Annotated in this window: 13 protein-coding genes; all 13 read right to left on the reverse strand. The window is 52.0% G+C overall.

What is annotated here, in order from left to right; translation table 11 throughout:
• Nucleotides 1-6 precede the first annotated feature (6 nt).
• Nucleotides 7-1,344 (reverse strand): flagellar protein export ATPase FliI, encoded by a 1,338-nt coding sequence (fliI, locus tag P157_RS0112855; protein ID WP_026761354.1) that lies wholly within the window; start codon nucleotides 1,342-1,344, stop codon nucleotides 7-9.
• A gap of 24 nt (nucleotides 1,345-1,368) precedes the next feature.
• Nucleotides 1,369-2,160 (reverse strand): FliH/SctL family protein, encoded by a 792-nt coding sequence (locus P157_RS0112860; protein ID WP_026761355.1) that lies wholly within the window; start codon nucleotides 2,158-2,160, stop codon nucleotides 1,369-1,371.
• On the reverse strand, nucleotides 2,153-3,172 hold the full coding sequence (gene fliG / locus P157_RS0112865; RefSeq protein ID WP_026761356.1) for a flagellar motor switch protein FliG: 1,020 nt from the start codon (nucleotides 3,170-3,172) through the stop codon (nucleotides 2,153-2,155). Before fliG ends, P157_RS0112860 begins: the two co-directional genes overlap by 8 nt.
• A gap of 18 nt (nucleotides 3,173-3,190) precedes the next feature.
• Nucleotides 3,191-4,780: a flagellar basal-body MS-ring/collar protein FliF gene (gene fliF / locus P157_RS0112870; protein WP_026761357.1), complete on the reverse strand. Its 1,590-nt coding sequence runs from the start codon at nucleotides 4,778-4,780 to the stop codon at nucleotides 3,191-3,193.
• 40 nt (nucleotides 4,781-4,820) lie between these two features.
• The gene (gene fliE, locus P157_RS0112875; RefSeq protein WP_026761358.1) at nucleotides 4,821-5,123 is read right to left on the reverse strand and encodes a flagellar hook-basal body complex protein FliE; all 303 of its coding nucleotides are present in this window, start codon (nucleotides 5,121-5,123) and stop codon (nucleotides 4,821-4,823) included.
• A gap of 35 nt (nucleotides 5,124-5,158) precedes the next feature.
• A complete protein-coding gene (flgC, locus tag P157_RS0112880; protein WP_026761359.1) occupies nucleotides 5,159-5,605 on the reverse strand; it encodes a flagellar basal body rod protein FlgC in 447 nt (148 codons plus the stop codon).
• A gap of 32 nt (nucleotides 5,606-5,637) precedes the next feature.
• Nucleotides 5,638-6,060 carry a flagellar basal body rod protein FlgB gene (gene flgB / locus P157_RS0112885; protein WP_026761360.1) on the reverse strand — a complete coding sequence of 141 codons (423 nt, stop codon included), beginning with the start codon at nucleotides 6,058-6,060 and terminating at the stop codon, nucleotides 5,638-5,640.
• Between the two features lie 192 nt (nucleotides 6,061-6,252).
• Nucleotides 6,253-7,029, reverse strand: coding sequence for a GTP-sensing pleiotropic transcriptional regulator CodY (gene codY, locus P157_RS0112890; RefSeq protein WP_014423683.1), 777 nt, complete (start codon nucleotides 7,027-7,029; stop codon nucleotides 6,253-6,255).
• A gap of 195 nt (nucleotides 7,030-7,224) precedes the next feature.
• On the reverse strand, nucleotides 7,225-8,625 hold the full coding sequence (hslU, locus tag P157_RS0112895; RefSeq protein WP_026761361.1) for an ATP-dependent protease ATPase subunit HslU: 1,401 nt from the start codon (nucleotides 8,623-8,625) through the stop codon (nucleotides 7,225-7,227).
• A complete protein-coding gene (gene hslV / locus P157_RS0112900; RefSeq protein WP_026761362.1) occupies nucleotides 8,626-9,168 on the reverse strand; it encodes an ATP-dependent protease subunit HslV in 543 nt (180 codons plus the stop codon).
• Nucleotides 9,169-9,177: 9 nt separating this feature from the next.
• The gene (gene trmFO, locus P157_RS0112905) at nucleotides 9,178-10,512 is read right to left on the reverse strand and encodes a methylenetetrahydrofolate--tRNA-(uracil(54)-C(5))-methyltransferase (FADH(2)-oxidizing) TrmFO (RefSeq protein ID WP_026761363.1); all 1,335 of its coding nucleotides are present in this window, start codon (nucleotides 10,510-10,512) and stop codon (nucleotides 9,178-9,180) included.
• Complete coding sequence (topA, locus tag P157_RS0112910) at nucleotides 10,512-12,800, reverse strand: type I DNA topoisomerase (protein WP_072000158.1); 2,289 nt, start codon at nucleotides 12,798-12,800, stop codon at nucleotides 10,512-10,514. The genes trmFO and topA overlap by 1 nt, the downstream gene beginning before the upstream one ends.
• The gene (gene dprA / locus P157_RS0112915; protein WP_026761365.1) at nucleotides 12,763-13,869 is read right to left on the reverse strand and encodes a DNA-processing protein DprA; all 1,107 of its coding nucleotides are present in this window, start codon (nucleotides 13,867-13,869) and stop codon (nucleotides 12,763-12,765) included. The genes topA and dprA overlap by 38 nt, the downstream gene beginning before the upstream one ends.
• Nucleotides 13,870-13,958: the final 89 nt, after the last annotated feature.

Genomic DNA, 13,958 nt, shown 5'->3' on the forward strand with positions numbered 1-13,958 from the left:
GGCCTATCACCCGGAAATCCCGATTAATTTCTTTTCGGTTTCCTCATAGGAATCCACTTCATAAATTCCCTGACAGAGGAATTCATTTATGGCATCAATCTTTTGGATGGACTCGTCAATCTTGGCACTGGAGCCCTTCACATAAGCACCGATATGAATGAGGTCCTCTGCGTCCCGGTACACCGCCATAAGCTGCCGCATCTGCTGGGCTGCTTTCAAATGTTCCGGTGACACTACTTCATTCATAACGCGGCTGACGCTGGGCATGATGTCAATGGCGGGGAAGTGATTCTGCGCCGCAATGTTGCGAGAGAGCACGATGTGCCCGTCCAAAATGGAGCGCACCGCATCGGCAATGGGCTCGTTCATATCGTCACCATCGACGAGCACCGTATAGATGCCTGTAATGGAACCGGTGGAATTTGTTCCCGCTCGCTCCAGCAGCCTTGGCAGCATGGCAAAAACCGAAGGCGTATAACCACGGGTAGCCGGCGGCTCCCCAATGGTCAGCCCGACTTCACGCTGCGCCATGGCAAAGCGGGTAACCGAATCCATCATCAAGATGACCTTGCGCCCCTGGTCGCGGAAGTATTCCGCAATGGCCGTGGCCGTCATCGCGCCCTTGATGCGTACCAGCGCCGGCTGGTCAGATGTAGCCACCACCACCACGGAGCGCTTCATGCCTTCTTCGCCCAAATCGCGCTCGATAAAGTCCCGCACCTCACGGCCACGTTCCCCTACCAGAGCGATAACGCTGATATCCGCTTCGGTATTTCGGGCTATCATGGAAAGAAGGGTGGATTTACCCACCCCGGAACCAGCCATAATACCGATACGCTGCCCCTCGCCCATGGTGATAAGGCCATCAATAGCCCGCACCCCTACATAAAGACTGTCATGGATACGAGGCCGCGACAGCGGATGCGGCGGGTCAGCGTTAAGACCATACTCCGTCTTGCAAAGGATGGGGCCCTTGCCATCAATGGGATTGCCCAATCCGTCCAAGACACGGCCCAGAAGTTCTTCGCCCACCCGGACATTCAGCATTCTCTGGGCGGCAGTCACTTCACAGCCGGGGCCAATGCCCTGCATCTCACCGACAGGCATCAGCATGACATACCCCTCACGGAACCCCACCACTTCGGCAGGGATGGGCGGCACATCGGGATTATGGGAACTTACATAGCATAACTCTCCCACACTCACCGTCGGCCCCTGTGATTCAATGACCAGACCGATAACCTGCGTAACCTTCCCCGTCAGCTTGACGCTGGAACACTCATATACCGCTTCGGTAAATTTGTCGATATTCAGTTTGAAAGGCTTTCCCTGCATATCTTCCATAGCGCCATACCTCAAGGGAAACGCTTAAAGCATAACATTTTTTACTGCCTGCCGTACCAGTTCTATCTGGGTGGCAAGCCTTGCATCCACTGTGCCATTAGGCGTTTCAATCAGACAATCCCCCGGCTTCATGCTTTGGTCAGAAACCAAATCAATGGTGGCATCCCCATAGGTTAAGAGACCCCGGAACTCATTGCGGGCCATCAGCACCAAATCATAGTCCTGGGGCGCAATATGGATTTTCAGTTCCTTCTGGTCCTTTACCTTGGAGATGGCCTCCCGCACCACAGGCAGTACCACTTGTGGTACATCAATGAAATGCTGCGGCAGTATCTTCTCCACCACTGCCATAACGATGCGCACCACATCCTGCTCGGCCTGCTGCACATAGTCACGTGTGGCCGCCTTGGCATCACGCAGGGTCTTTTCCGCCTGAGCACTGCCTTCGGCAATGGTTGCTGCCATTTCCTCACGGATTTTGGCTTCCCCATCTTTTAGGCCTTCTTCATAGCCTTCCTGATGGCCCTGCTTTATGGCTTCTTCCTTAGCATCCTGAATCTCCTGCTGGGCTTCTGCTTTCATGCGCTCGCATTCGGCTTTGGCCTCCTGCCGCATGATTTCAGCATCCACCTTGGCATCCTTCAGGAGCTGAATTGCACGCTGCTCCTTGGCAGCAATTTCTGCCAACATACGGGCCTGGGCTTCTTCATCTATGCCAAAGTTCTCCGCCGCAGATGCCTCGGGCTTAGGCGGCTCGGGGGTATGGATAAGATGAGGATTCTCCTCCCATATCGCGGCTTTGATAACTCTAGACAATCATCTCGTCTCCCTGTCCACGCGATACTACGATATCGCCCTTGTCTTCCAGTACGCGGATGACGTTGACGACCTTCTGCTGTGCCTCTTCTACGTCGCGAATCTTTACCGGGCCCATAAACTCGATTTCTTCGCGGAGCATATCGGCGGCACGTTTCGACATATTTCGGTAAACCTTGTCCGCCACTTCCTGAGGCGTAGCCTTGAGGGCCAGGGACAAATCCTTGGTATCCACCTCGCGCAGAACCATCTGCAGCGAGCGGTCGTCCAGCTGAACGATATCTTCGAATACGAACATGAGGCGTTTGATTTCTTCCGCCAGTTCCGGATTGTCCACTTCCAAGGTTTCGATAATGGATTTTTCTGTGGTACGGTCCACCCGGTTGAGCACTTCCACGATGGCCTTGACACCGCCTGCCGTGGTGAAGTCCTGCGTAACCAGAGAGGAAAGTTTGCGTTCGAGCACCCGTTCCACCTCGCGAATAATATCCGGCGACGTTCTGTCCATCTGGGCAATACGCCGGGCTACATCGGCCTGGGCTTCCGGCGACAAGGAACCAAGTACCGTTGCCGCCTGATCCGGATCCAAATAAGCCATGATGAGCGCAATGGTCTGGGGATGCTCGTTGTTGATGAAGTTCATGAGCTGAGAAGGGTCTGTCTTGCGCAGGAAGTCGAACGGACGAACCTGCAGGCTCGTGGTGAGACGATTGAGAATTTCCATCGCCTTTTCCGAACCCAGTGCCTTCTCCAGTACGTTCTGTGCGTATTCCAAACCGCCTGTGGAAATGTAGTCGCTGGCCATGGCCATCTGATAAAACTCACTGACAACTTTGGACTTAACCTCAGAACTTACCTTTTTATGATTCGCAATTTCCAGGGTTATACGCTCAATTTCATCATCGGCCAAATGCTGAAACAATTTCGCCGAATACTCCGGCCCCAGAGCAATGAACAAAATGGCCGCCTTCTCTGTATTAGTGAGCTGTTCGTCCTCACTATCGCCATACATATCTTCAAGTGCCATAGGTCATTCCTCCGCAAGCCAGGTTTTAACAAGCATAGCCACCTCAGCAGGCCGCTGGTCGATAAGCTGCTGCAGGGTCTGTTTTTCGGTGAGGTGCTGCTGTTCTTCTTCAGTAAGTTCTTCAACATCCAAGGCACCAGCGGCGAGGAGTGCTGCGCGTTCTTCTTCTTCCAATTTCTTCCTTGCTTCCTCCTCCTGACGGATTCGCTCCTGCTCGGCCGCAATAGCTTCGAGCTTCTTCTTGCGGCGATAGTAGAGGTAGCCGCCGATAGCAGCCAGAACCAGCAGAATTGCTGCAATGGTACCGTAGAAGATACGGTCCTCGCGGTCTTTTGCCGCCTGTTCCTCAGCTGCCCGCTTATCGCGAAGTTCCGTACTAAATGGCAGTGGTTCAACCGAAACCGTATCACCACGGTCCGTGTTAATGCCTGCCGCACTGCTGACCGTCCGCATAATGCTGTCCTGCTGCTGCGGGGTCACCGTGTCATCCACCAGCACCGCCACCGTCAAACGGCGGATGGAGCCGGGGGCTGCCACAGTCTTGGATTTTTCTTCGTTTATTTCATAGTTTTTCGTGGATTCTTTTTTCTCATACTCGGCATTGGCGTTGGCATTCTGAGCCACATAGCCGGGTACATTGGACTGTACCCCTGCCGCACCGCCGGGCTGAGTGGATGTACCATTATAGGATTCACTCAAATCCTGCTGGCTGCGGATAATACCGGAATCGTCCACCACGGGAGTAAAGGTCTGTTTGTCAGTGGTTCTGTCGTCAAAGTCAAGTTCCACGCTGACCCGGGCAAACGCCTTGCCCTCACCCATGGAATCATCGAGCATGGACTGGATGTTTTTCTGGATATTATCCTGAACCTTTTTGGTCATCTCCAGCTGCGTCATCGTTTTGACACCGACTGTCTGTTCCTCATTTTCATCAGGGTCATTGAGGATTTTGCCCGTGTCGTCCACCACAGTGATATTTTCGGGTTTGAGCCCCTGCACACTGTTAGCTGCCAGATTGACAATGCCCTTGATTTCCTTTTTGGATAATTCCACATTAGGCCGCAAATGAAGCATAATGGAGGCCGTAGCGGGCTTCTCATTCTTCTTATAAAGGCTGTCTTCCGGCAAAACGATATGAACCCGTGCTTTTTCCACGGCAGCAATCTGTTCAATGGTTCTGGTCAGCTCGCCCTGCAAAGCCTGCAGATAGTTGACCTTGTTCTGGAATTCCGTAACGCCCAGCTTGCTGTCATCAAAGATTTCAAAACCTTTGTTGCCCCGGGGCAGCCCCTGAGTGGACAAATCAAGCCGTGCATTATGCACATCCCGTGAGGGAACCATGATGGTAGTGCCTTGCCGCGTTTCCTGTACTTCGTATTCTATTTTGGATTCTTTTAGCTTTGCAGCTACTTCGCCGGCATCCTTGGTTTCCATATTGGTAAACAGGGGAACCATATCCGGTTTATTGCCATACCACGCACTTACACCAATGATGGCAATGAGAATAGCCAAAGCGGAACCCAGCATAATATAACGCTGGCGCTTGCTGAATCTCTCCAGAAGCTCCTTATACCGCTCTTTCCAATCTCCCATGATCTCAATCCCTTCACGTAGAATTACACTGTATTAGCTGTTATACTTGCATGCGCATAATTTCCTGATAAGCACTCATTGCTCTGTTTCTCATTTGAAGGGTCAGCTGGAGGGCTATATCAGCCTTCTGGGCGGCGATAACCACCTGGGAAACATCTTCAATCCGCCCGGCTGCCAGCAGGGCATTCTGCCGATCCGATTCCAGCTGTAAAGCGTTTGTCTTTTTCAAAGCCGCGGTCAGATATTGGCCGAAGCTCTGCACTTCTTTTGGTTCCTGCGTTTCGCCCAAATGACTCGTGGCATGCATCGACACCGGAGTCATCGCAAGTGGTGCAATTTCCATATCTCTATCCTCTCAAATCAAAAGCAGCCTTAATTTCACTTGCCCATTTCCAAGGCCTTGGTCACCATGGACTTGGCGGCATTAATCGTCGTGGTATTGGCTTCATAAGCCCTGGAGGCGGTAATCATATCCACCATCTCTGCCACTACATTGATATTGGGCCGTTCCACATAACCGTCAGCATTGGCATCCGGATGTCCTGGGTCATAGACCAGCGGGCCCTGGGTGTTGTCGCTTTCGATGCGGGTTGCCCGCACACCATCTCCGGCCTCCAGCTTGTTTGCCGCTTTTTTCAAAAAACTCTGAAAGGGGCCGTCATTCTTCGTCCGTGGTTCAAAGACCACATAACGCCGATGGTAAGCTCCGCCCTCCTGCGTCCGGGTCGTATTGGCATTGGCGATATTGTTGGAGATAACATCCATACGCAAGCGCTCTGCCGTAAGTCCTGACGCGGCTGCATCAATCCCTAAAAACATGCTCATCTTCTTATCCCTTTGCACTTTCTACCATCAGCTTAGCTCTGTCCGCTGGTGATAACATTCTTCATCTTGGTCATAAAGCCGCCCAGCTGGGTGGTCATGGCGTTGTAGTACAAATGATTCTTGGAAAGTCCCGCCATCTCAATATCAATATCTACATTGTTGTCATCCACACGCATGGTTGTGGTATCATCCTCTTCAATGACGGCATGAACCTTGCCGTGCAGAGGAATGGGCAGGTGCCGGTCATGGGTGCGGACAATCGCCAGCCGGTTCACATCATCATCTAGATGGAGCTCCTTGGCCAACAAATCTTCAAAGTTCACCGCACTTCGCTTGAAATGAGGCGTATTGACATTGGCGATATTATTGCTGATAACTTCCTGACGCAAATTAGCGGCTTCCAGCCCCCGGGAAAGGTAATCGAAGTTTGGCGAATTCATTATCTGTTCCAGCATGCCGGAATCACACCCTTTCTTCCTGCCACTTTCTAAATATCCTTATAGTTGCCTTTTATTTATTTTCTACATAAGCCCTCTAACTCCTTCCCACTTTATCATTTTTTTCTTAGCAAATCTATAATGACTTCTCAAAAATTTTGCAAAAAAAATAAGACCGGCACCTAAGCGCCGGTCCCAAAGGAATCCGAATCAGATTTTCAGTTTCTGTACTTCTTCGAGCAGATACTCGTTGAGAACCTTGATGTAAGTCCCCTTCATGCCCAGGGACTTAGAAGAGATAACGCCAGCAGACTCGAACTTGCGCAGAGCGTTTACGATAACGGAGCGGGTGATTTTCACCTTGTCGGCAATCTTGGAAGCTACCAGGAGGCCTTCCGTATCCGGCAGAGCTTCGAGAATTGCTTTGGCTGCACGACTCTCGGAGAAGGAGAGCGTGTTGAGGGCAATCTGTACCGTAGCTTTCTTGCGGGCTTCGATTTCGATTTTTTCGGCATGGTCGCGGAGCATTTCCATGCCCACAACCGTAGCACCGTATTCGCAGAGCAGCAGGTCTTCATCACTGAACTCTTCGTCATACTTAGCCACCACCAGCGTACCGATGCGTTCACCTACACCATAAATCGGAACGATGGTCGTGTTCTTGCCGTTGAACAGGCACTTCGTATTTTCTTCATAAGCGCACATGCCCGTCTTAGAATGGAGATTGGCGTTGGTTTCATCCATGCGCATGAGCCAATTCACATAGGTCTTGGGGAACTCACCCTGATTGATAACCTTGTCCACCATCAGGTCGCATTCGAAGTCATCCACAAAGGCATAACCGAAAATCTTGCCCTTCTTGTTGGTAATATAGACGTTCGCATTCAAAACGTTGCTGAGGACGCGGGAAATTCCATCGTATTCCACATTCTCGGAACGCTGCAGGAGCCGGTTGATTTTTCTTGTTTTCTCTAATAAAGATGCCATGTAGCCTTTCTCCTTTACAAAATATTTCGACAGCCTGACACAGTACCTAACAGGCCATCACATACACATCTAATGATATTTTATCACATTTTTCGAAATAATCATAGATGCTGAATAATATTTTTAATTAAATTTTCATATTATTTCTGTCAGCGCAAAAGGAATCTGCACGCAGATTCCTTTTATCACTGTCAATTACAGAATAAATTGTGACAAATCACGGTTCACCACAATGTCAGCCAGCTGCTTGTCCACATAAGCCGCATCGATGACGACCTTCTTCTCCGTAAGTTCCGGAGCCGTGAAGCTGACTTCTTCGAGCAGTTTTTCCAGCAGGGTATGCAGGCGGCGGGCACCGATATCCTCGGCCTGCTCGTTGACATCACAGGCTAATTGTGCCAGACGGCCGATGGCATCCTCCTTGAATTCCAGTTCCACCCCTTCAGTTGCGAGCATGGCCTGATACTGCTTAATCAGAGCATTCTGCGGTTCGGTGAGGATTTTCTGGAAATCTTCCTTGCGCAGGGACTTGAGTTCCACACGAATGGGGAAACGGCCCTGCAGTTCCGGAATCAAATCCGAAGGTTTTGCCATATGGAAGGCACCAGCGGCAATAAAGAGCACATGGTCGGTCTTTAAGGGGCCGTACTTCGTCATAACGGTAGAGCCTTCGACAATCGGCAGAATATCGCGCTGTACACCTTCGCGGCTCACATCTGCCCCGGAGCTGTTGCCCTTGACGGCAACTTTATCGATTTCGTCGAGGAATACAATGCCGCTGTACTCAGCTACCTTCACAGCTTCATCCGCTACGGCTTCCATATCGATAAGCTTGTCGGCTTCTTCCTGCGTGAAAATCTTGCGAGCTTGCTCGACCGTTACCTTGCGCTTGCGATGGCGCTTGGGCATCAGGTTGCCAATCATATCCTGAATGTTGTCGCCCATGCTTTCGAGACTGGAACCGGCGAACATGCCTACCATGGGCTTGCCGGAATCTTCCACATCAATCTCAATGGTTTCCTGTTCCAGTTCGCCCTTTTGCAGACGTTTGCGCACCCATTCACGGCCCGCCTGATACTTCGGCTCGGCCGGCTGTTCCTCTTTCTCTTCGGCATCATCGCTGCCGCCAAAGAGACGTCCCAAAGGATTCGTATTCTTCTTGGGTTCCGGAACGAACACATCGAGAATGCGTTCTTCCGCCATTTCCTTGGCCTTGTCCTGAACGGATTCGATACGCTGCTGGCGCACCATGCGCACAGAGGTTTCCGCCAGGTCACGGATGATGGATTCCACATCACGGCCCACATAGCCCACTTCGGTAAACTTCGTGGCTTCCACCTTGATGAACGGTGCTTTAACGAGCTTTGCCAGACGGCGGGCAATTTCCGTCTTACCCACGCCAGTGGAACCAATCATCAGAATGTTCTTAGGCACTACATCTTCCTGCATATCGGCAGGCAGCTTGCGGCTGCGCCAACGGTTGCGCAGAGCAATGGCCACAGACTTTTTCGCTTCGTCCTGGCCTACGATATATTTATTGAGTTCCTCCACAATCTGACGCGGAGTCTGTTCATTCGTACCAAAAAGTTCTTCCATTTAGTCCAGTTCCTCCACCTTGATGTTATGATTGGTAAATACGCAGATATCTGCCGCAATAGACAGTGCCTCTTTGGCAATCTCGCCCGCACTCATCTCCGTATGCTTGGCCATGGCACGGCCGGCAGACAGCGCATAGAAGCCGCCGGAACCAATGGCGGCTACATCCCCGTCCGGCTCAATGACTTCGCCGTTGCCGGAGAGCATCAGCATGGTGTCCTTATCCGCTACCAGCAGCAGGGCTTCCAATTTGCGCAGGATTTTGTCCGTGCGCCATTCTTTGGCCAGCTCGACTGCCGCCCGCTGCAAGTTGCCATTATAGCTTTCCAGCTTCGCCTCAAACTTTTCGAACAACGTAAAGGCATCGGCCACGGAACCGGCAAAGCCTGCCAGTACCTGATTATGGTAAAGGCGGCGCACCTTGCGGGCGTTGGCCTTCATAATGGTATGTTCACCGAAAGTCACCTGGCCGTCACCGGCAATGGCGGTTTTGCCATTCTTGCGCACGGCACAGATTGTCGTTGCATGAAATTGTGTTTCCATGATATCTAATCAACCTCCAATAGCAGGCTTGAACGCATCAATGGCGGCTAAAGCCCGCTCCGCAAGTTTCATTTTCTTGGCTTTTTTATCTTTGATAATCTTGCCGTTCTCATTGCGCATAACAATGGTGGGCAGGATGCCAAAGTTCACATTCATGGGCTGGAAGTGCTTGGCTTCGCTGGTAGTGATGTAATGTGCCAAAGCACCATGACAGGTTTCCTCGGGGAATACCAAAGGTTCCTTGCCCATGGCCATACGCGCGGCGTTTACACCGGCCACCAGTCCCGAAGCTGCCGACTCCACATAGCCCTCTACACCGGTCATCTGCCCGGCAAAAAACAGATTGTCAATGCCCTTGAACTGGAAAGTAGGACGCATGTGCGTCGGCGAATTCAGGAAGGTATTGCGGTGCATAACACCATAGCGCAGGAATTCTGCGTTCTCCAGTCCCGGAATCATGCCAAAGACGCGGCGCTGTTCCGGCCACTTAAGATGGGTCTGGAAGCCCACGATATTGTAGAGTGTAGCCGAAGCATTATCCTGGCGCAGCTGCACTACAGCATAGGGGCGCACACCAGTTTCGGGATGTTCCAATCCCACAGGCTTAAGCGGGCCAAAGAGCAGGGTGTCCTCCCCACGGCTGGCCATAACCTCTACGGGCATGCAGCCTTCAAAGAATTTTTCTTTCTCAAAATCCTTGGTCGGCGCTTTTTCTGCGTTGACCAGTTCCGTCCAAAACGCCTGATATTCTTCCTTGGTCATGGGGCAGTTGATATATGCTGCCTCGCCCTTGCCATAGCGGGAAGCCCGATAGGCCTTGGTCATATCCACGGATTCAAGGCTCACAATCGGCGCTGCCGCATCATAGAAGTACAGGGAATCATTGCCGGTGAGTTTGGCAATTTCCTCAGCCAGTTTCCCTTCCGTCAGCGGGCCGCTGGCCACAATGGTAATCGCATCATCCCGCAGGGGGATATTTTCGATTTCTTCATGAATAACCGTGATATTGGGATGGCTGCTCACCTTCTCGGTAATATACTGGCTGAAACCATGGCGGTCTACAGCTAAGGCCCCCCCTGCCGGTACTTTCGTAACATCAGCAGCTTCCATGATGATGGAGTTAAGACGGCGCATTTCCTCTTTGAGCACGCCCACGGCATTTTCCATGCCAGCCCCCCGCAGGGAGTTGCTGCAGACCAATTCGGCAAACTCCGCGGTCTTATGGGCAGGAGTAGACTTAACCGGGCGCATTTCATAAAGCGTTACCTTGGCTCCCATATTGGCTGCCTGCCAGGCGGCTTCGGCCCCGGAAAGGCCCGCTCCAATGATGATGATATCTTTCATTATTTCTTTTTACCTTTTTTCGTCTTACTTTCTTTTTCAGCCTGAGCGGCAGCTTCAGCTTCCTTGGCCTTCTTGGCTTCGGCGCGCTGGCGCATCTTTTCCAGTTCCTTGTTGATGGGATGGTCGATGCGCGTCTCGCAGGCCTCATTGCTGCAATAGGTCAGCCCGCGGCCGTTCTTATAGTGATGCTTGAGCATGAAAGCGCCGCACGTGGGGCACTTTTCCTGCAAGGGCTGGTCCCAGGTGGTGTAATCGCACTCGGGATAATTCTTACAGCCGTAGAACTTGCGGCCACGGTGAGATTTGCGCTCCACGATGGAGCCGCCGCATTTCGGGCACTTGACGCCAGTATCCACGAGCAGAGGCTTCGTGTTGCGGCAGTCTGGGAAGCCCGGGCAGGCCAGGAACTTGCCATAGCGGCCCTGCTTGACCACCATCATGCGGCCGCAGATATCGCAGGGCACGTCGGAAACTTCCTCGGGAAGTTCCACATGGCCAATGGCCTCGTCTGCCTTTTCGAGTGTCACGGCAAAGGGGTCATAGAATTCCTTGAGCAGGTGGTTCTTCTCCACCTTGCCTTCAGCGATTTCGTCAAGCTCATTTTCCAAATCCGCCGTGAACTTCACATCAACGATATCCTTGAAGTATTCCTTCAGCATATCCACCACGACAAAACCGAGTTCTGTCGGCTGGAAATGCTTGTCAATACGCTGTACATAACCGCGGGCCTGAATCGTCTCAATAATCGGCGCATAGGTACTCGGACGGCCGATTTCCTTTTCCTCCAAAGTCTTGACCAAGGAGGCATCATTATAGCGTGGAGGCGGCTCCGTGAAATGCTGCTGGGGCAACATCTTGGCGATATTTAATTCATCACCCTCGGCCAAATCCGGCAGCAGGACGTCCTTTTCCTTCTTGGTGGTCTCTGCACCGGCATAGACCGCCGTAAAACCGGCAAATTTCAGCTTGGAACCAGCAGCTTTTGCCTGATAGCGGCTGCCTGCCTTAATCTGAATGCTCATGGTATCGTAAACGGCCGGTACCATCTGGCTGGCCGTAAAGCGCTGCCAAATCAGCGTATAGAGTTTCAGCTGGTCCTTGTTCAGATATTTTTCCACACTCTCCGGCGTGATATTCACATCCGTCGGACGGATGGCTTCATGGGCATCCTGCGCCTTCTTGCCCGTCACATAGACATTTGCCTTGGCAGGCAGGTAATCTTCCCCGAACTGCTCACCGATAAAGGCGCGGGCATCATTGAGTGCCACATCGGACAGACGAGTGGAGTCGGTTCTCATATAGGTGATAAGACCCGTAGCCCCGTGACGGCCCAATTCGATACCTTCATAGAGCTGCTGGGCAAGCATCATGGTCTTGCGGGAAGTAAAGCCCAGTTTGCGGGCTGCATCCTGCTGCAAAGAACTCGTGGTAAAGGGAGCGGCAGGCTTGCGCTTGCGCTCGCTCTTCTTGACTTTATCCACGATAAGCTGCTGCTTCTGGAAGTCTTCCACGAGAGCCGTGGTGTTCTTCTCATCGTGGAGGTCAAGTTTTTCGCCATCCACATGGGTAAGTTCCGCATCAAACATAGCGGACTTATCCTTGCGCAGCTTCATACCTACCGTCCAGTATTCCACGGACTCAAAGGCCTGAATTTCCTTTTCTCGGTCGCAGATAAGCTTGACCGTAACGGACTGCACACGGCCTGCCGACAGGCCCTTGCGCACCTTGCGCCAGAGCAGCGGAGAAAGTTTGTAGCCCACAATGCGGTCGAGCATACGGCGGGCCTGCTGGGCATCCACCTGGTCGATATTAATGCCGCGCGGATGTTTTACGGCCTCCTGAATGGCCGGTTTTGTAATTTCATTAAAGACAATGCGGCAATCCTCCTCAGGGTTCAATCCCAGAATAAAGGACAGATGCCAGGCAATTGCCTCACCTTCGCGGTCAGGGTCGCTTGCGAGATAGACTTTGTCCGCATTCTTCGCGTCTTTTTTCAGGGCCTTGATTAAATCCCCTTTGCCCCGAATATTTATGTACTTGGGGGCAAAGTCATTTTCCACATCAATACCGAACTGGCTCTTGGGCAAATCCCGCAGATGTCCCATCGAAGCCCGCACCATATACTTTTTCCCCAAATATTTTTCAATGGTCTTCGCCTTGGCTGGCGACTCCACGATAACCAAGGTCTTTTTTACTTTGCTTTTCGCCTTGGTCTTCGCTTTGGCCTTTGTTTTTTCTGCAGCCAAACTTTCACTCCCTCTCAGCACGCCTATAGGCATGCATTTCATTTTCTATCACAATCCCCTTGAGCTCCATTTCCAGAAGCAGGTAGGATAAATTTGCTATTTCACCATCCGGCAGGCTCATCATGATTTCATCCAAGGAAAGCGCATGGTCAAAGGAAAGCACCTGATAAATAGCCTGCTCCTCTGCCGTGAGTTTTACCTTTGCTGATGATTTATTTTCCGCCGGGGCCAGATTAAATTCTTCCAGCACATCCTTCGGCTCGATGACGAGCTTGGCTCCCTGCTGAATCAGATGATTACAGCCGGCACAGCCTGGCGAATAAATGCTGCCGGGCACGGCATAGACATCCCGGCCGGAAGACAGCGCCATCTCTGCCGTAATCAGCGAACCGGAACGGGCGGCAGCTTCCAGCACCAGCGTACCTTCGGCAAGGCCGCTGATAATACGGTTCCTTGCCGGAAAATACGCCGGCAGTGGCCTGGTTCCCGGCTCATACTCCGAGATAACAGCACCGCCACTATCGGCAATATCATAGAGCAGCTTGCGATTCTCGGATGGATAGGCAATATCCACGCCACAGCCCAGCACGGCCACAGTGCGGCCGGCTTTCAGCGCCCCCAGATGGGAAAACGTGTCAATGCCACGAGCAGCACCGCTGACCACCGTAAGGCCTGCTGCTGCGAGCTTCTCACCAAATTCCAAAGCCGCTGCCTGACCGTAGCCGGAGAACCTCCGCGCTCCCACCATGGCTACCCGCCGGGCATCCGGCTCCAATATGCCAGTATAATAGAGCAATACTGGCGGCGCATAGATTTCCCGCAGTACTTCCGGATAGTTTTCTTCCATTATAGATACCGTGTGAATGAGCTTCTTCTCGCAGGTCTTCTTTATCGCCTCGGGCACAGCCTCATGCTGACGGCAAAAGTCAGCCAGCCTTTGCGCTAATCTGGGTGTCAGCACCCGCGCAGCGATTAAGTCATCCTTATCCGCCCGCCAGACAGCAGCTGCACTTCCCATAGACTCCAGCAGCTGCCGCAAATACCGGCAGCCAATCCCCGGACAGCGAAGCATCGCCGCCAAATAAAAATGTTCGTCCTGCACTTCAGCCATAATCATCACCAAGCCTATACGTTATACAACCATAACAAAAATTTAGAAATTATGCAACACTTTACAGATTTTATTCATAAATATTTTTC

It is taken from the genome of Selenomonas ruminantium AC2024 (assembly GCF_000687995.1).
GTDB classification, from domain to species: domain Bacteria; phylum Bacillota; class Negativicutes; order Selenomonadales; family Selenomonadaceae; genus Selenomonas_A; species Selenomonas_A ruminantium_B.